The 17,027-nt window shown below is 64.1% G+C and carries 17 protein-coding genes; 5 read left to right on the forward strand and 12 right to left on the reverse strand.

The features are described 5' to 3' along the window. Positions 1-9: 9 nt before the first annotated feature. Both ACKTSM_RS08000 and ACKTSM_RS08005 read right to left on the reverse strand, forming a co-directional pair. A complete protein-coding gene (locus tag ACKTSM_RS08000) occupies positions 10-1,014 on the reverse strand; it encodes an NAD(P)H-dependent flavin oxidoreductase (protein ID WP_407874129.1) in 1,005 nt (334 codons plus the stop codon). A 55-nt stretch (positions 1,015-1,069) separates the two neighbouring features. After that, complete coding sequence (locus tag ACKTSM_RS08005) at positions 1,070-2,116, reverse strand: amidohydrolase family protein (protein WP_407874130.1); 1,047 nt, start codon at positions 2,114-2,116, stop codon at positions 1,070-1,072. Between the two features lie 154 nt (positions 2,117-2,270). Here ACKTSM_RS08005 and ACKTSM_RS08010 point away from each other — a divergent pair, with 154 nt between their 5' ends. After that, positions 2,271-3,083, forward strand: a complete 813-nt coding sequence (locus ACKTSM_RS08010) for a TerC family protein (protein ID WP_407874131.1) — start codon at positions 2,271-2,273, stop codon at positions 3,081-3,083. A gap of 8 nt (positions 3,084-3,091) precedes the next feature. Here the strand turns inward: ACKTSM_RS08010 and ACKTSM_RS08015 are convergent, their stop codons facing one another. From ACKTSM_RS08015 to miaA, 9 genes are all read right to left on the reverse strand, one after another. Beyond that, entirely contained in the window at positions 3,092-3,667 is a 576-nt protein-coding gene (locus ACKTSM_RS08015; protein WP_407874132.1) for a DUF924 family protein, read from the reverse strand. Next, complete coding sequence (leuA, locus tag ACKTSM_RS08020) at positions 3,664-5,355, reverse strand: 2-isopropylmalate synthase (protein ID WP_407874133.1); 1,692 nt, start codon at positions 5,353-5,355, stop codon at positions 3,664-3,666. The genes ACKTSM_RS08015 and leuA overlap by 4 nt, the downstream gene beginning before the upstream one ends. Before the next feature lie 225 nt (positions 5,356-5,580). Beyond that, positions 5,581-5,769: a hypothetical protein gene (locus ACKTSM_RS08025; RefSeq protein ID WP_407874134.1), complete on the reverse strand. Its 189-nt coding sequence runs from the start codon at positions 5,767-5,769 to the stop codon at positions 5,581-5,583. Between the two features lie 323 nt (positions 5,770-6,092). Further along, on the reverse strand, positions 6,093-6,689 hold the full coding sequence (locus ACKTSM_RS08030; protein ID WP_407874135.1) for a DUF4329 domain-containing protein: 597 nt from the start codon (positions 6,687-6,689) through the stop codon (positions 6,093-6,095). Continuing rightward, on the reverse strand, positions 6,686-7,036 hold the full coding sequence (locus ACKTSM_RS08035) for a DUF2200 domain-containing protein (protein WP_407874136.1): 351 nt from the start codon (positions 7,034-7,036) through the stop codon (positions 6,686-6,688). The genes ACKTSM_RS08030 and ACKTSM_RS08035 overlap by 4 nt, the downstream gene beginning before the upstream one ends. 46 nt (positions 7,037-7,082) lie before the next feature. Continuing rightward, positions 7,083-8,102, reverse strand: coding sequence for a ketol-acid reductoisomerase (ilvC, locus tag ACKTSM_RS08040; RefSeq protein ID WP_407874137.1), 1,020 nt, complete (start codon positions 8,100-8,102; stop codon positions 7,083-7,085). 40 nt (positions 8,103-8,142) lie between these two features. Continuing rightward, entirely contained in the window at positions 8,143-8,658 is a 516-nt protein-coding gene (gene ilvN / locus ACKTSM_RS08045; RefSeq protein WP_407874138.1) for an acetolactate synthase small subunit, read from the reverse strand. Between the two features lie 12 nt (positions 8,659-8,670). Then, positions 8,671-10,437 carry a biosynthetic-type acetolactate synthase large subunit gene (ilvB, locus tag ACKTSM_RS08050; protein ID WP_407874139.1) on the reverse strand — a complete coding sequence of 589 codons (1,767 nt, stop codon included), beginning with the start codon at positions 10,435-10,437 and terminating at the stop codon, positions 8,671-8,673. Between the two features lie 229 nt (positions 10,438-10,666). Further along, positions 10,667-11,632: a tRNA (adenosine(37)-N6)-dimethylallyltransferase MiaA gene (gene miaA / locus ACKTSM_RS08055; protein WP_407874140.1), complete on the reverse strand. Its 966-nt coding sequence runs from the start codon at positions 11,630-11,632 to the stop codon at positions 10,667-10,669. Between miaA and serB the strand changes: the two genes are divergently transcribed. The 3 genes from serB (at position 11,625) to ACKTSM_RS08070 (ending at position 15,380) form a co-directional block, all read left to right on the forward strand. Next, entirely contained in the window at positions 11,625-12,524 is a 900-nt protein-coding gene (serB, locus tag ACKTSM_RS08060) for a phosphoserine phosphatase SerB (protein WP_407874141.1), read from the forward strand. The two genes, miaA and serB, sit on opposite strands and share 8 nt — an antisense overlap. Further along, positions 12,521-14,401, forward strand: a complete 1,881-nt coding sequence (locus tag ACKTSM_RS08065; protein ID WP_407874142.1) for an acyltransferase family protein — start codon at positions 12,521-12,523, stop codon at positions 14,399-14,401. Before serB ends, ACKTSM_RS08065 begins: the two co-directional genes overlap by 4 nt. A gap of 142 nt (positions 14,402-14,543) precedes the next feature. Continuing rightward, positions 14,544-15,380, forward strand: a complete 837-nt coding sequence (locus ACKTSM_RS08070; protein WP_407874143.1) for a Coq4 family protein — start codon at positions 14,544-14,546, stop codon at positions 15,378-15,380. Between the two features lie 34 nt (positions 15,381-15,414). Here the strand turns inward: ACKTSM_RS08070 and ACKTSM_RS08075 are convergent, their stop codons facing one another. Continuing rightward, the gene (locus ACKTSM_RS08075; protein WP_407874144.1) at positions 15,415-16,101 is read right to left on the reverse strand and encodes a nitroreductase family protein; all 687 of its coding nucleotides are present in this window, start codon (positions 16,099-16,101) and stop codon (positions 15,415-15,417) included. Between the two features lie 96 nt (positions 16,102-16,197). Between ACKTSM_RS08075 and ACKTSM_RS08080 the strand changes: the two genes are divergently transcribed. Then, the gene (locus ACKTSM_RS08080; protein WP_407874145.1) at positions 16,198-17,022 is read left to right on the forward strand and encodes a Coq4 family protein; all 825 of its coding nucleotides are present in this window, start codon (positions 16,198-16,200) and stop codon (positions 17,020-17,022) included. The last annotated feature ends 5 nt before the right edge of the window (positions 17,023-17,027 follow it).

A 17,027-nucleotide genomic window follows, 5' to 3' on the forward strand; every position in this document is an offset into this window, starting at 1 on the left:
CGTCAGCCGTCAGCCCTCCGCGTCGGCCATGGCCGACCACGGCGCGTAATCGGCAGCCGAACCAAGCCGGGCGCGCGCATCGTGATATTCGCGCTCCATGCGGGCGACGAGGTCCTCGACAGAACCGACCGACTTGACCGCACCGACACCCTGGCCCGAGCCCCAGATATCTTTCCAGGCCTTGGCCTTGGTGTTGCCGCCGCTGCCGAAATTCATCTTCGACGGATCGCTTTGCGGCAGGTCGTCGGGATCAAGCCCGGCCTGCTCGATCGAGGAGCGCAGGTAATTGCCGTGCACACCGGTAAACAGATTGGTGTAGACGATCCCGCTCGCATCGCCTTCGACGATGCCGTTCTTGTAGGCCTCGTCGGCATTGGCTTCGTCGGTCGCGATGAAGGCGCTTCCGGCATAGGCGAAATCGGCGCGCATGGCCTGGGCAGCAAGGATCGAGGCGCCGTGCGCGATCGAGCCCGAGAGAGCGACGAGGCCATCGAACCATTCGCGGATTTCCTGCATCAGCGCGAATGGCGATTGCGTGCCTGCATGACCCCCGGCACCCGCAGCGACCGGGATCAATCCGTCGGCCCCCTTTTCGATCGCCTTTCGTGCAAAGCGATCATTGATCACGTCGTGCATGGTCACGCCGCCCCAATTGCGCACCGCGTCGAAGATCTCGGTCCGCGCGCCGAGCGAGGTGATCACCATCGGCACCTGCCATTTCTCGCAGGTGGCCATGTCGCTCATCACCCGGTCATTCGATTTGTGGACGATCTGGTTCACCGCGAAGGGCGCGGCCGGTCGCTCGGGGTTCTCGCGATTGTGCTTGGCCAGTTCCTCGGTGATCTGGTGGAGCCATTCGTCGAGCTGTGATTGCGGGCGCGCATTGAGAGCAGGGAAGCTGCCGATGATCCCCGCCTTGCACTGCGCAATCACCAGTTCGGGACCTGACACGATGAAAAGGGGTGACCCGATCAAAGGCAGGCGCAGGCGATCGAACGGTGCGGGCAGCGACATAAGCGGGTCTCCTCGGTCTGTTCCAGGCCTTCGCGGGTTAGGTTGCAATCTGCAACTACGCAAGCACGTCTTCGATGGCGTAGAAGCGCGCGGCGGTGCCAGCGAAAAGCGCCGCCTTCTCCTGAGCGCTCGCTCCCGAAACGATCCGCTTGAAGGTGTTCCACAGGACCGCGTAGTCGGCTCCCCAGCGATCGACCGGATAATTGCTCTCGAACATCGCACGGTTCGCGCCGAAGGCTTCGATGCAGGTTTCGACATAGGGCTTCCAGAGCCGCGCGAGTTCCTCCGAACCGCATCCGGCGGCGGGGCCATTTTCGGGCATGGCGCAATTGTGCATCGCCAGCCCGCCGAGCTTGACCGTCACGTTCTCGCACCGCGCAAGTTCGCGGATATTGTCGCGCCAGGTGTCGAAACGTTCGGCAAGGCGGCCCCGGTAGGAGGCATTGCCGAGCGGTGTGCCGCAATGGTCAAGGCAGATCGGCGTATCGGGAAAAGCGCGTGCAAGATCGATCACGTCGGGCAATTGCGGCTCGAGCACCCAGGCATCGAAGCTGAGGCCGCGCGAGCCGATCTCGGCAAACCCTTCGCGAAAGGTGGTATCGCGGTAGAGGCCTTCAGGCGCGTGAAAGGGCGGGCCGAGCACTTCGGGATCGGCATCCCAGGCGCCCTGGTGACGGATACCGCGGAACCGGCCCGGCGCAGCGGCCTTGAGCGCGTCGAGCACCGCGCCTGCCGCTCCGCCGCGGGTAAGATCGGCGTGGCCGACAATGCCGGCACACAGCCGGGCATCGTCATACAACCCGCTGGCGCTCTGCGCGGCGACGCCGTTGACATATTCGACCTCGCCCACCGGTTTGAGCGCATCTCCATAGGCGGCGTTGTAGAACGCGCCGCATTCCATGAACACACTGGCGCGAATGTTGTGGCCTGACCGGGCGATCTCGGCCTGGAACTGGTCGAAAGTGTAATGCGCGACCGGGACGAGCGTCTCGATGAAGCGGTGCCCAGGTTCAGTGAACATCGGCAGCATCGGCCGCAGGTCCCAGAGATGGTGGTGCGGATCGATGATCGGCAGGTCAGGTTCGATTGCGGCTTCAATCACTCTGGCTTTACTCCCGATGGCCGTGGCGTGGCCGGAGGTGTGACACAGGGCCGGCTGCGGGGGAAGGGGCAGGATCGAGGGGAAGGGGGCAGGGGGGCAGGCTCGCGCTGCAAAGCCGATTGCGGGGCGTTAGGCGCTTGGTTATCTGGCGCGAATGGATATTCTCGCGCTGCTCACCGATCCGGCTGCCTGGCTGGCCCTGCTCACCCTGATCGCGCTCGAAGTGGTGCTGGGGGTCGACAACCTCATCTTCATCGCGATCCTTTCCAACAAGCTGCCTGTCCACCAGCAGGAACGCGCGCGGCGGATCGGATTGCTGCTGGCCTTGGTGATGCGCATCGGCCTGCTCATGCTGATCGGCTGGATCGTGACCCTGCAAACGCCAATCTTCGATCTCGGGCTTACCGGTCCGCCGGTCGAGGGGACCAACAAGGCCAGTTTCGAGACGGCGTTTTCCGGAAGGGATCTGATCCTGCTGGCAGGCGGCCTGTTCCTGCTGTGGAAGGCGACCAAGGAGATTCACCACGCGATGGAGCCCGAGGACAATTCGGGCGACCTGCTCGACCGGACGCCCGGCGCGGCCGAGGTCGCCGTGGCCAGCTTCGGGACGGTCATCGTCCAGATCATCGCGATCGACCTGGTGTTCTCGATCGATTCGATCCTCACCGCGGTCGGGATGACCGACGAGATCCCGATCATGGTTACCGCGGTCGTGATCACGGTCGGGGTGATGCTGATTGCCGCCAATCCGCTCGCGCGTTTCATCGAGAAGAACCCGACACTGGTCATGCTCGCGCTCGCATTCCTGGTGATGATCGGCCTGGTGCTGATCGCCGACGGTTTCGGCTTCCACGTGCCGAAGGGCTATATCTATGCGGCGATGGCATTTTCGGTGATGGTCGAACTGCTCAACATGGCGCAGCGAAACAGGCGCGAGAAGGCTGCAGCCGCGCCTCAGGCGGGCTGACACGGCGATCAGCCGAAGGGATTGCCCTCACGCTCGATAAAGGCGCGCTCGTGCTCGGTGGAATCGCGACCGAGCACCGCGTTGCGATAGGGAAAGCGCCCGTATTCCTCGACGATATCGCGGTGACGCAGGGCGAAATCGACCGTGTCGGCCGAAGCCTGAGCGAGTGCCGAGAATTTTTGGACGCTCAGTCGCTGCAATTCGATGTCCTCTGCATGCATCAGCGGCATGTAGAGGAATTGCCGGGCATCGACGCCCAGATTGGCATTCAACCTGCGCTCGATCGCCTCGCATGTGAGCCCTTGCGCCTTTTCGTCCTGGGCATAAGCACGCGCGGTGCCGCGATGGATGTTGCGCGAAAACTGGTCGAGCACGATCACCAGTGCGACGAGGCCCGTCGGCGATCGGGACCAGTCGTCCAGTCTCCCGTCACTGGCCTGGTCGAGCACGGCGCCGAAGCGTTCGCGGATAGTCCGGTCAAGCTCGTCCGAGGCGCTGAACCAGTCCTTGGGCCCGAGTTCGAAGAACCAGAAATGGAGCACCGCCTTCGCGGTCTCGGGCAGATCGTTCGCGCCCGCGCTCATGCGGAGGCCCGCGCGGCATGGGCCGAATTGGCCGCGCTCAGCACGGCGCGCACGCTCGCCGTGGCAACGTCCTGGTCGATCCCGCAGCCCCAGATCGTGCGCCCGTCGCGGGTCGTGCATTCGAGATAGGTCGCCGCCTGCGCATCGGTGCCCGAGCCGATCGATTGCTGCGAATAGTCGACCACTTCGAGTTCGAGGTCGAAGACATCGCGCAAGGTCGCCATCACGCTCGAAATTAGACCCCCGCCGCGTCCCGAAACGCTCTGTTCCGTGCCATCGACTGCGATTGTGCCCGAAAAGATGCGGGTCCCGTCGATAGCGCGGGTCTCGGCATAATCGACGAGCTGGAAATGCTTGTCCGGGGTCTGGACGTGATAGGCTGCCTTGAAGGCCTCCCAGATATCCTCGGCATCGAGTTCACGCGAGGTCTGGTCAGCAAGTTGTTGGACATGCCTGGAAAAATCGCGCTGCATCGCCTTGGGCAGCTTGAGCCCGTGCTTTTGTTCGAGGACCCAGGCGAACCCGCCTTTGCCGCTCTGCGAATTGACCCTGATCACCGCCTCGTAATCGCGGCCCAGGTCAGCGGGATCGATCGGCAGATAGGGCACCCGCCACAATTCGTCATTCTGGCGCTCATGCGCCTCGAAGCCCTTCTTGATCGCGTCCTGGTGGCTGCCCGAAAAGGCCGTGTAGACCAGTTCCCCGCCATAGGGATGGCGCTGGTGCACGGGCAGGTCGTTGCAATATTCGACCGTCTCGATCACCCGGTCGATATCCGAAAAGTCGAGACCCGGATCGATGCCCTGGGTGTAGAGGTTGAGCGCGAGCGTCACGAGGCAGCAATTGCCGGTGCGTTCGCCATTGCCGAACAGGCAGCCTTCGACGCGGTCCGCACCCGCCATCAGCCCCAGTTCCGCTGCCGCGACGCCTGTGCCGCGGTCATTGTGGGTATGCAGGCTGATTACCGCGCTCTCGCGGCCAGGCAGGTTGCGGCAGAAATACTCGATCTGGTCGGCATAGATGTTGGGTGTCGCCGCCTCGACCGTTGCGGGCAGGTTGAGGATGATCGGGCGCTCGGGCGTGGGGGCGAGCACGTCCATCACCGCAGCACAGACCTCGATGGAAAAATCGAGCTCGGCGGTCGAGAAGGTCTCGGGGCTGTACTGGAAATGCCAGTCGGTATCGGGGCGCCTCGCCGCCTCGTCGCGCATCACCTTGGCCCCGGTGATCGCCACCTCGCGCACTTCGTCCTTGCTCATGCGGAAGACGATGTCGCGCCACGCAGGGCTTACCGCGTTGTAAAGGTGGACGATGCCCGCACGCGCGCCGTCGAGGCTTTCGAAACTGGTCCGGATAAGGTCTTCGCGGCTTTGGGTCAGAACCTGGACAATCACGTCGTCGGGGATCGATCCCGACCGCACGAGGCCCGAGATGAATTCGAACTCGGTCGCTCCGGCGCTGGGAAACCCGATCTCGATCTCCTTGACCCCGATTGCGACCAGCAGGTCGAAGAAGCGCCGCTTCTTGACCGCGTCCATCGGGTCGATGATCGACTGGTTCCCGTCGCGCAAATCGGTCGAAAGCCAGCGCGGAGCCGCATCGATCACGCGCGATGGCCATTGGCGATCGGGCAGGTCGATAGGGGCAAAGCGGGTGTATTTGTTCGAAGGCTGTTTCAACATGGGCATGACATCGGCTCTGAGTCGGTAATGGCGGTCTGGGTCGGCTTGGCGTCTGTTCCCCCGGGAGATCGGCCAGCGCCGGGGAACCCGCGCGCGCCTATTCCGCCCGGGGGCGGATAAGTCGAAGCAGCAGGAGCGCGGTGCCAGATGTCATGCCGGCGATCTTTGCCGATTCGCAGCGCTCATGCAAGGCGAATGCGTGCTTGAAAGGCGGGTGCCTTGGCGGAGCTGCTAGCCGCAACGGGCATCGCGGATGATCCCGCGCGCATTGACCATGATGTTGAGCCGCGAATGGGCGGGGTCGAACACAGGCGGGGTCAGGCCTGCATCGAGAAACCGGACCTCGCTCGCCCCGCTTGCGGCAGCGCGGATCTCCATGCGGGTGGCCTCGTCGGCGATGCGGCCCAGATAGCGCCCCATCCGGTCGGCACGGCATGGGGGCGCCATAGGCTGCAAGAGCGGCGCGGGATGCCCGGCTACTGGCGGGGCGGCGGCTTGCGGCGGTGCGGAGGTGGGAGCCGGTTGAGCGGATGCCGCTTTCACATCCGCAGGTAGGGCCGCCGCATCCCCTTTCCCGCCATTGATCCGCGCTGCGAATTCATCGGCTGCCCGCGAAGGGTCAGCCACCTCGCGCTCGCCGCAAGCGGCAAGACAGGTTGCAGCCAGCACCATGGCGAGGGCACAGCGCAATCTGCGGCGCGGCGCGCGCGGAACTGGCACGTCCGCTGGGTCGCCTATCGGGTTCAGCACGCCGCCTGCCCCTGCGAGAATCGCCGGGACAATTCGGCAAGAGTGTAGCTCTTCGCGATCACGTCGCCGCGACACTCGCGATAGCCGGGGTCCTGCGTGAGACAGCCGGGGCCGCAGACCAGCCTCGCCGCTGCCGCGCGGTGATCGACATGCCACAGCCGTCCGCCGGGGGTGGCGATATAGCCGTCCATCCCGGTCTGGATATCGCTGCGGATATCGACCAGCGAGGGCACTTCGCCATCATAGCGCTCGCTGTGCTTGCCATGCGTATGGAAGCTCGCGACCGGGACCATGCCCGGTTCGTCAAAGAAGGCGATGTCGCAGCTCGCCTCTCCGCCGCCGCGCGGGCGGGAGACGCCGAGTTCGGCATCGCGCGTCTCGAAGATGATCCCGCACAATTCGATGTCATCGGAAAAGCTTCGCTGCTGGAGCTTGTCGAGCTCCTGCTTGGCGAATTCCTGCACCCTTTCCTGCGGCGCGACCGGCACCAGACCGTCAGTGCCCTTCACGTTCAGAAAGGCGCGCGCCACGATCACCACGAAGGCGATCGCGCACAGGGCATAGACGAGGCGGAGGCTTGCCGGGCTCATGGGGTGCGAAGGATGCTCTCGATCTTCTTGCCGCGCGCGAGTTCGTCCACGACCTTGTCCATGTAGCGCAATTCGCGCATTAGCGGGTCCTCGACCTCTTCGACCCGCACCCCGCACACGACCCCTGTGATCAGCTCGCGATCGGGGTTGAGCGGGGCCTGTTCGATGAAAGTGCGCAAATCCGTGTCGCTGGTGATGAGCGTGTCGAATTCGGCCTGCGAATAGCCCGTAACCCAGCACAGGATGCGATCCAGTTCAGCCTTGGTCTTCCCCTTCTTCTCGGCCTTTTCGAGATAGAAGGGGTAGAGCCAGGAAAACGGCTTCGTGAAAATGTCGAACTTGGCCATGGCGGCGGGCCTTTCGGTTGCGCGCGAATGCCCGCCGAGTGTGGCTTCAGTTCTTCGCCTTGTCGACCAGCTTGTTGGCGCTGATCCAGGGCATCATGGCGCGCAATTCGGCGCCGGTCTTTTCGATCGGATGCGCCTCGGCCCGCTTTCTCGCAGCCTTCAGCTCGGGCTGGCCGGCGCGGTTGTCGAGCACGAAGTTCTTCACGAAACGGCCCGACTGGATGTCGTCGAGCACGCGGCGCATCTCGGCCTTGGTTTCCTCGGTGATGATGCGCGGACCGGTGGTGATGTCGCCATATTCGGCGGTGTTCGAGATCGAATAGCGCATGTTCGCAATCCCGCCTTCATAGAGCAGGTCGACGATCAGCTTGGTTTCGTGGAGGCATTCAAAATAGGCCATTTCGGGAGCGTATCCGGCCTCGGTCAGCGTCTCGAACCCGGCCTGGATCAGGTGCGTGATCCCGCCGCACAGCACCACCTGTTCGCCGAAAAGGTCGGTCTCGCATTCCTCGCGGAAATTGGTCTCGATAATGCCCGAGCGTCCGCCGCCGACGCCGCTGGCATAAGCGAGCGCGATGTCCTTGGCGCTGCCGCTGGCATCCTGGTCGACCGCGATAAGGCAGGGCACGCCGCCGCCGCGCTGATATTCGGAGCGCACGGTGTGGCCCGGTCCCTTGGGCGCGATCATGATGACGTCGATGTCGGACGGCGCTTCGATCAGCCCGAAATGGACGTTGAGGCCGTGGGCAAAGGCGATTGCGCTGCCGGGCTTCATATGGCCCTTGAGGTCGTTCTCCCAGATGCCAGCCTGATGTTCGTCGGGCGCCAGGATCATGAGGATATCGGCCCACTTGGCGGCCTCGGTGTTCGACATCACCGTGAAACCGGCATCCTCGGCCTTCTTCGCGCTCGACGAGCCATCGCGCAGGGCAATCGCGACCTCATCCACGCCGCTGTCGCGCAGGTTCTGGGCATGGGCGTGGCCCTGCGACCCATAGCCGAGCACGGCGATCTTCCGGCTCTTGATCAGGTCAAGATCGGCATCGGCATCGTAATAGACTTTCATGGATATCCCTCTGATTGAATGAGTGTACTTTGCAAAACTGTCAGGCGCCGGCAGCACCGCGCATCATTCCCACCACGCCCGAGCGCCCGACCGAGACAAGGCCGAGTTCGCGCATCAGCACGATGAAGCTGTCGATCTTGTCCGGCGTGCCGGTCAGTTCGAACACGAAGCTCTCGATCGTGGTGTCGACCACGTTGGCGCGGAAAAGCTCTGCGATCCGCAGCGCCTCGACCCGGCGTTCGCCCTTTCCGGCGACCTTGATGAGAGCCAGCTCGCGTTCGACATGCGGCCCGGCCTGCGTGAGGTCGAGCACCTTGTGGACCGGCACCAGCCGTTCGAGCTGCGCCTCGATCTGGTCGATCACCTGCGGCGGGCCATTGGTGACGATGGTGATGCGGCTGATCGCGTGGTCATCGGAAATATCGGCAACGGTCAGGCTGTCGATATTGTATCCGCGCGCGGTGAACAGCCCGGTGATCTTGGCCAGGATGCCGGGTTCGTTGTCGACCGTGACGGTGAGGACGTGGCGCTCGCTCTGGGCGCTTTGGATTTTCATATCGCTGTGTCCCTAGACCAATGCCTTGGCTTCGTCGTCCATCGTGCCGCCCATGTCATCGCCATAGAGCAGCATTTCGGTATGCGCAGCCCCGCTGGGGATCATCGGCAGGCAATTGGCATCCTTGGCCACGCAGCAATCGACGATAACCGGCCCGTCATGCGCGATCATCGCTGCGATGCCAGCGTCGAGATCGGCGCCGTCGGTGATGCGGATGCCCTTCCACCCATAGGCTTCGGCCAGCGCGACGAAATCGGGCAGGCTGTCGGAATAGCTGTTCGAATAGCGACTTTCATAGGTCAGTTCCTGCCACTGGCGGACCATGCCCATATATTCGTTGTTGAGGATGAACACCTTGACCGGAAGGCGGTATTGCGAGGCGGTGCCGAGCTCCTGGATATTCATCTGGATCGAGGCTTCGCCGGCAATGTCGATCACCAGCGCATCCGGATGGCCCAACTGCGCGCCGATTGCTGCGGGAAGGCCGTATCCCATCGTGCCAAGGCCGCCGCTGGTGAGCCACTTGTTGGGCCCTTCGAACCCGAAATATTGCGCAGCCCACATCTGGTGCTGGCCGACTTCGGTGGTGATGATCGGGCTGCGATCCTTCGTCAGCGCATAAAGCCGCTCGACCGCCTTTTGCGGCATGATCGCGCGCGGGTCCTCGCGCGATTGCTCGGGATAGGCGAGACAATTGCGCGCGCGCCAGCCGGCAATGCGGGCCTTCCATTCGCCGATCTCTGCGGCCTCGCGCTTGCCCCATGCTGCGACCAGCTGGCCAAGCACGCTCGCGCAATCGCCGACAATGCCGAGGTCGACGGCGACGTTCTTGTTGATCGAGGCGCGGTCGATATCGATGTGGATCTTTTTCGAATGCGGCGCAAAGGCATCGAGCCTTCCGGTCACCCGGTCATCGAAACGCGCGCCGATGCAGACCATTACGTCGCAGCGATTCATCGCCATGTTCGCCTCGAACGTGCCGTGCATTCCGAGCATTCCGAGCCAGTCGGGATGGCTGGCGGGAAACGCGCCGAGACCCATCAGGGTCGAGGTGACGGGCGCACCGGTCATCCCTTGAAATTCGCGCAACAACCGGCTCGCCTCGGGGCCGGAATTGATGATCCCGCCGCCGGTATAGAGAACGGGGCGCTCGGCGGCCGCGATCATTTCGATCGCTTCGACGACCTGTTCGGGCGGGGCAACCATTTGCGGTTCGTAGCGGTGCGAGCCGGGAGCGATAGCAGCGCGGCTTTGCGAAGGCGTCGCGATCTGGACGTCCTTGGGAATATCCACCACGACCGGGCCGGGGCGGCCCGTGGTAGCGATGCGGAACGCCTCTGCAATCGTCGCCTCGAGGTCGGCGGGGTCCTTCACGAGGTAATTGTGCTTGGTGCAATGGCGCGTGATCCCGACCGTGTCGGCTTCCTGGAAGGCATCGGTGCCGATCAGCGGGGTAGGGACCTGGCCGGTGATGACGACCATCGGGATCGAATCCATCCAGGCATCGGCAATGCCGGTCACCGCATTCGTCGCGCCCGGACCCGAGGTGACGAGCACCACGCCGGGCTTGCCGGTCGCGCGGGCATAGCCTTCGGCGGCATGGGCCGCGCCGGCTTCGTGGCGCACGAGGATATGGCGGATGCGTGCATTACCCTCGGCCTCGCCGAATAGCTCGTCATAGATCGGAAGCACCGCGCCCCCGGGATAGCCGAAAACAAATTCGACACCCTGGTCGACCAGGCAATCAATCAACAAGGCGGCGCCGGTGCGATTGGCCACGCGCGTGCACTCCACAAATGAAACGGCCCGATGCGCTATGTCGCATCAGGCCGTCTGGATAGTCTATCAGTCAAATCCCCAGTCAGCCCGTATCCTTGTCAAGCAGTACGACGAGCATCGCTGGGAATCTTCCTTCGGGGTTCGCCGGGGATGAACCGGCATTCGGGACAGAAATCAGGCGAACAAGGGTGCCGCCTGACCTCTCAACTAGCGCAATGATTGTTTCGGGTCAAGCCTGATCTTGTAATAATCCATCAAGCAGTGCCGCTGTGTCGATATTTTCATCCGTCGCACGGGACCACCCTGCCGGGGCTTGATTGCGCAGCCAGGTAAACTGGCGCTTGGCGTAATTGCGCGTGGCCTGAGCGCCGCGGGCAATCGCTTCGTCCCTGTCGATCTCGCCGCGTATGAGCGCTGCGATCTCGGGCACTCCGATCGCACGCATGACCGGCAGGTCGGGATCGAGCTTGCGCGCGAGCAGCGCCTCGACTTCGGCGACAGCGCCGCCCTCGATCATTGCGGCAAAGCGCGCATCGCAGCGGTCATAGACCCATTGGCGCGGCGGCATGTGGACCACGGGATACAGCGCGACTTCCTCTCCGATCCCGCCCGATTTTGCCTGCTGCCAATCGCCCAGCGTCACTCCGGTCGAACGCTTGACCTCAAGCGCGCGGGCGATCCGCTGGCGGTCTCCCGGTTCGAGCGCGGCGGCGCGCACCGGGTCCTCGATCTGCAAGGCGGCATAGGCGGCCGCCGACTCCATCGCGCGCACCACTTCGCGCACTTCGGGGTCGATCGCGGGGATGGGGGCGATGCCTTCGATCAGGACTTTCCAGTACATGCCCGTGCCGCCCACCAGGATCGGCACCGCGCCGTGTTCGTGGCAATCGGCAATTTCGGCGCGGGCGCGTGCGGCCCAGTCTGCGGCCGAACACGCTTCGGCCCCGTCCCATTCTGCGTAGAGGCGGTGTTCGGCCCGGGCGCGCTCCGCATCGTCCGGCGCTGCTGACAGCACCGGGATATCGGCATAGACCTGCATCGAATCGGCGTTGATGATGACGCCCTTGCGGCCGCGCTCGTCCAGCGCTTCGGCCAGTTCCAGCGCGGCTGCGGACTTGCCGCTCGCGGTCGGCCCTGCAATGAGCGCGAGAGGCCGTGCGCTCGCGGTGTCTTGTGGAGGTTTCTTGGTGCTCATTGCGCGTCTGATAGCAGACAGTTTTCCCGAAGGAACGGGCGATTGCGAAAGCCGGCTCGATGCACTGGCCGCGTCCTGCGCCAAAGCCGACATGCCGATCGCCTCGGCAACGGTGATCGACAACGCCGAAAGGCTGGTCGAGATCCGCTATGCCCACGGCCAGGCGGCGCAGGTGCTGGCGAGGATCGACGAGGCTTTCGACCCGGTCGATGCCCTGGTGGCGGAAGACGACATCGTCGTGCCGCGGCTGTTCGTCTCGGACATGGATTCGACCATGATCGGGCAGGAATGCATCGACGAGCTCGCCGATTTCGCCGGACTCAAGCCGCAGATCGCCGCGATCACCGAGCGCGCGATGCAGGGCGAGCTCGATTTCACCAGCGCCCTGCAGGAACGCGTGGCCTTGCTCGAAGGGCTGGGCGAAGACGCGATTGCGCGCTGCCTGGCCGAACGCATCACCCCGACGCCCGGCGCGCAGGTGCTCACCGCGACACTGAAGGCGCGTGGCGCGCGCACGGTTCTGGTCACGGGCGGCTTTCATCATTTCGCCGATCCGGTCGCCGAGACGATCGGGTTCGAACGCGTGGTGGGCAACCGGCTCGCCGTGTCTGGCGGTGCCCTCACCGGCGCGTGCGAAGGCGAGATCTGCGATGCCGATACCAAGCGCGCGGTCCTGCGCGAGGAATCGCGGGATTTCGGCAGCAGCGCGCGCACAATGGCCATCGGTGACGGGGCAAACGACATCCCGATGATCGAAGCGGCCGATTATGGCTTTGCCTATCGTGCCAAGCCCGCCGCGCGCGCCGCGGCGAATGGCCGGATCGAACGCTGTGATCTGACCGCGATCCTCACATTGCTCGGTATTGCACGCAAGGACTGGGTCGCGGCTTGATCGCGGGCGCCGGCACCCTGTCGCCTGGCGCGCACCGGCCCGATATCGAAGGGCTGCGCGGCCTCGCGGTCATCGCGGTCCTGCTGTTCCATCTCGACATTGCTGTTGCGAGCGGCGGCTTTGTCGGGGTCGATGTCTTCTTCGTCATTTCGGGTTTCCTGATCGGAGGGATCGTCGTGCGCGAGCAGGGCGCGGGCGCGTTTCGTTTCGGCGCCTATCTGGTGCGCCGGATCAAGCGGATCGTCCCGGTGATGATCGCGGTGCTCGGCGCGGTGACGCTGGCCGCGATGGCGTTGCTGCTTCCGGCGGAACTCGAAAGCTATGGCTGGAGCCTGGGGTTTTCCGCGCTGTTTCTCGCCAATGCGCATTTCTGGCTGCATCGCGGCGCCTATGCCGAAAGCGAGTTCGAGCCGCTGCTCCACATGTGGACGCTGGGGGTGGAGGCGCAATTCTACCTGGTTCTTCCGCTCATCACCCTTGTGCTTGCGCGCTTGGGAAGGGGGGGACTATGGGCCGGGCTCGCGATTGTCGGCGTCATTTCTGCGGCTGCATCCCTGGCCTGGCCGGGGGCTGCTTTCTACATGCTACCTGCGCGCTTGTGGGAATTTGTCCTCGGAATGATGGTCGCGATCACGCCGCTACCCATGCTCAAGGCTCGATGGCTGCGCGAGGCGCTGGCGCTGGCGGGACTGGCACTGATCGGTTTCGCCATTGCGACCTTTGACATCGGCATGGCCTATCCGGGATGGCGCGCGGCGATACCGTGCCTTGGTGCGGCGGCGCTCATCGCTGCGGGCGGCGCGGGGACTTCGCTTGCAGGCTGTGCCTTGACGCTGGCGCCTGTCCGGTTCCTGGGGGCGATCTCCTATTCGCTTTATCTATGGCACTGGCCGGTCATCGTGTTCCTGCTGCTGGGACTGCCGGCCCCCGAATTGACGACCGGTCTGAAACTTGCCGCTGCCGCAATCGCGATCCTTCTTTCGATCGCGAGCTGGCGCCTGGTCGAGCGACCGCTGCGCAAACAAACGGCTCCCGCCAGACCGATCGTGCTGGGCTGCGCGATCGGAACCGGGGTGCTGGTGCTGGTCGCCGTCTCTCTTGTCCTGTTCTCGGGCTGGCCGCAGCGCCTTTCGCCGCGCGGACAGGCGATCGCAGCCCATAGTGCCTATCCTCTCGACGAAGCCATGCGGTCGGGCGAATGCTTCATCCACCACCGCAGCCAGGTCTTCGACAGCCAGGCCTGCATCGCCCCTGATGACGGCAGGCCGCGTGTCCTGGTCGTGGGCGACAGCCACGCCGCGCATCTCGTCCCTGGCTTCGTCGATGCCTTTCCCGGAAGTGCGATCAGCCAGGTGACTGCCGCCGGTTGCCGACCGGTCCACAACGCCCCGGCAGGACGTTATCCGTTCTGCCGCGACCTGGTCGAGCGCGCCGTTGCCCCGCCGATTGCTGACGCGGGCGAGGACCTCGTCGTGCTCGCCGGCCGCTGGGAGAATGGCGACCTGCCGGCGCTTTCTGAACGCATTGCGCGGTTGCGGGCAGCGGGACGCGAAGTGCTGGTGATCGGGCCGGTTGCCGAGTGGCAGCAGTTCGTCCCCCGCCTGCTCGCTATCGCGCACGAGCGGGGGCAGGGCGCGGCCCTGCCCGAAGGTTTCAGGCTGGGACATGGTGAATCACTCGACGCTGCCGTGGCCCGTGTTTCCACGCGAGCGGGCGCCGACTACTTTTCAATCTTGTCTGCGCATTGTGATCCTCGCTGCCGCTATTTCGGTCCTTCGGGCGCTCCGATGGTGGTCGACAACAGCCACTTCACCCGCGAGGCGAGCCGCGTGCTCGCCAGCGAGATCGATCATCCGGCGCTTGTCCGGTCCGATTGAACTGCGTGGGCGAGGGCGGCGAGAAAAGGTTTTGAAAAGAGACTTGGTTATGCTATTTACATCAATGTAAGTATTTCGCTGTAGGGCTCTGCCTCTCACTTCGTTGTCCCACAATATCCGCACCCGCCAGGAAACCCGCCCGATGTCCTTTTCTGCCCCCCGATCCGCAATCGCCGCCGATGGCACCCCCTTGCGCCACCCGGACCGACCCGAGCCGCGCTATTCGCTGCCACGCGCGATCCGCAATTTCCGGCTGCTGATGAAGGACAAGGAAGACACCAGCCTCGTCTTCAAGATCTACGAGAGCCTGCCGCCTTCCGATTTTCTCGACCGGGTCAGCGACATGGCCTTGTCGGAGCGCGGCGAATATCTGCGCCGGACCGAGCCCGATCTCGCCGAAATTCTCGACGATCATCGCACGCTGCGCCAGACGCCGGCGGGCAGTCTCGCGCATGCCTATTGCGACTTCATGGAGAGGGAAGGGCTGACCGCTGCCGGGCTCGTGGCCGAGGCCGACAAGCTCGGGCGGCCCAAATATGACGACCTCGTCCAGTGGTATTCGGAGCGTTCGCGCGACACGCATGACCTGTTTCATGTCCTGACCGGCTATGGCCGTGACGCGCTGGGCGAACAATGCGTCCTGCTCTTCACTCACGGGCAAAGCCCGTCGCAAGGGCACTTGCTGATCGGCTATGCCGGCGCTGCCAATATCAAGCTCCAGGTTCGCGGGAGCGAGGCCCCGGTGATGGGCGCGGTCAACCAGGCCCGCCGTTCGGGCAAGCGCGCGCGCCGTTTGATCGATCAGCCGATCCGCGAATTGTTGCGACAGCCGCTCGAATCGGTGCGCGAGGCGCTGTGTATCGGCAATCCGTCCCGATACCGGGAATGCCACCGGATCTGGCGCGAAGAAGGGATTGATCCCTACAACCTGCTCGCCAGCGATGCAGGCGATGGCGAAGGCTCGCTCGCCTCGGTGTGACCCGGGACGCGGTCGGCGCCGGGCAGGCGCTGGCTCACAACCAGCTCGAGATCTGGCTCAGCGGCTTCTTTTCGAGCGCGCGCGCAGGCACGGTCGCATTGTCCGCCGGGTGGCCGACAACCACGATCATCAGCGGTTTTTCCCAGTCGGGGCGTTCGCAAGCCTCGCGCAGGAAACCCATCGGCGAGGGTGTGTGAGTCAGGGTCGCAAGCCCCGCCTCGTTAAGGGTCGCGATCAGCATTCCGCAGGCAATTCCGACGCTTTCGCTGACGTAGTAATTCTGCGTCTTGCCATCCTCCTCGATCCCGCCCTTTCGCTGGGCGAAGACGACGATGAGGTAGGGCGCGGTTTCGAGAAAGGGCTTGTCCTCGTCAGTGCCGAGATCGCGCAGCGCGCCGAGCCATTCCTCGCTCGCCTTGGGGTCGTCGCCGTCGGCACCGTAAAAGCGGCGCTCCTCGGCCTCGGCAGCCTCGCGGATCGCACGCTTTTTCTCCGCGCTTTCGATCACCGCGAAATGCCAGGGCTGGTGGTTGGCTCCGTTGGGCGCGGTCCCGGCGGCTTCGATCGCGGCCTCGATCACCGCGCGCGGCACCGGGTCATCTCCGAAATAACGGCAGGAGCGGCGCTGCTTCAGCCGGTCTCGGAATGCCTCGGCGCGCTCGATCCTTTCTTTGTCGGAAAGCGGGGCGATTTTGTAGGGGACGGTTTCGTGGTCACGCATGGCGCTGTCATGGCACAAAGCGCCGCAAAGGGAAGTGTTGACGCGTTATTGACACTATTGTAAATAACACCGCAATTGCAGCAACAGGATGACACCATGGCTCTCGCCGATCTTCCGCTCGTCGCTCCCGATCGCAAGCTGACCGGTTTCCAGCCGCGCAAGGTGCTGCATCACTTCGGAAAACTGGTCGAAGACAAGGAAGACACCGAACAGGTCTTCCACATCATCGAGGCGACCAAGGGCAAGACCAGCCACCGCCTGGCCTGGGACTTCATCCGCTCTCCCGAAGGCCAGCGCTTCATCGCGAGCGAAGTCGATATCCCGGCCATGCTCGACGATCACGATCGCTGGACCGACCTGCCGGACAACTCGGTGGGCAAGCACTATATCGCCTTCATGAAGCGCGAAGGGCTGACCGCGCGTGGCCTGGTCGAGGAAAGCCACAAATGGGCGCCGCCCGAGAGCCGTCCGAACGACCTCACCGAATGGTATTTCAACCGGCTGCGCGATACGCACGATTTGTTTCACGTTCTCACCACCTATGGCCGCGATGCGCTGGGCGAGGCGTGTCTGCTGGGTTTCAGCTATTCACAGAACCACAATCACGGGATCCTGTTCATCGCTTATGCCGCCGCGCGCCAGATCAAGAAGACCACCGGCACGCGCGCGCCGCTCTATCGCGCCGTGCGCGAGGGGCAGAAGCTGGGCAAGGCGGCGGCAAAGCTCGCTCACATGGATGTCGAGGCAATAATGCGCGAGGATATCGATGCAGCGCGCAGGCAGCTCGGCATAGGTGAGCCGGTGCTTTACCGCGAATGCCTCGCCACCCTGGAGGCCGAGGGCTTCGAGCGCGGCGACCTGGGGCTTACAGACAATTCCGCCCCGGCCCCCGAATGCTGCGCCGGCGGACAGGTGGCCTAATCGAT

It is taken from the genome of Qipengyuania nanhaisediminis, from assembly GCF_045862805.1.
In the GTDB taxonomy this organism is placed as follows: domain Bacteria; phylum Pseudomonadota; class Alphaproteobacteria; order Sphingomonadales; family Sphingomonadaceae; genus Erythrobacter; species Erythrobacter nanhaisediminis_A.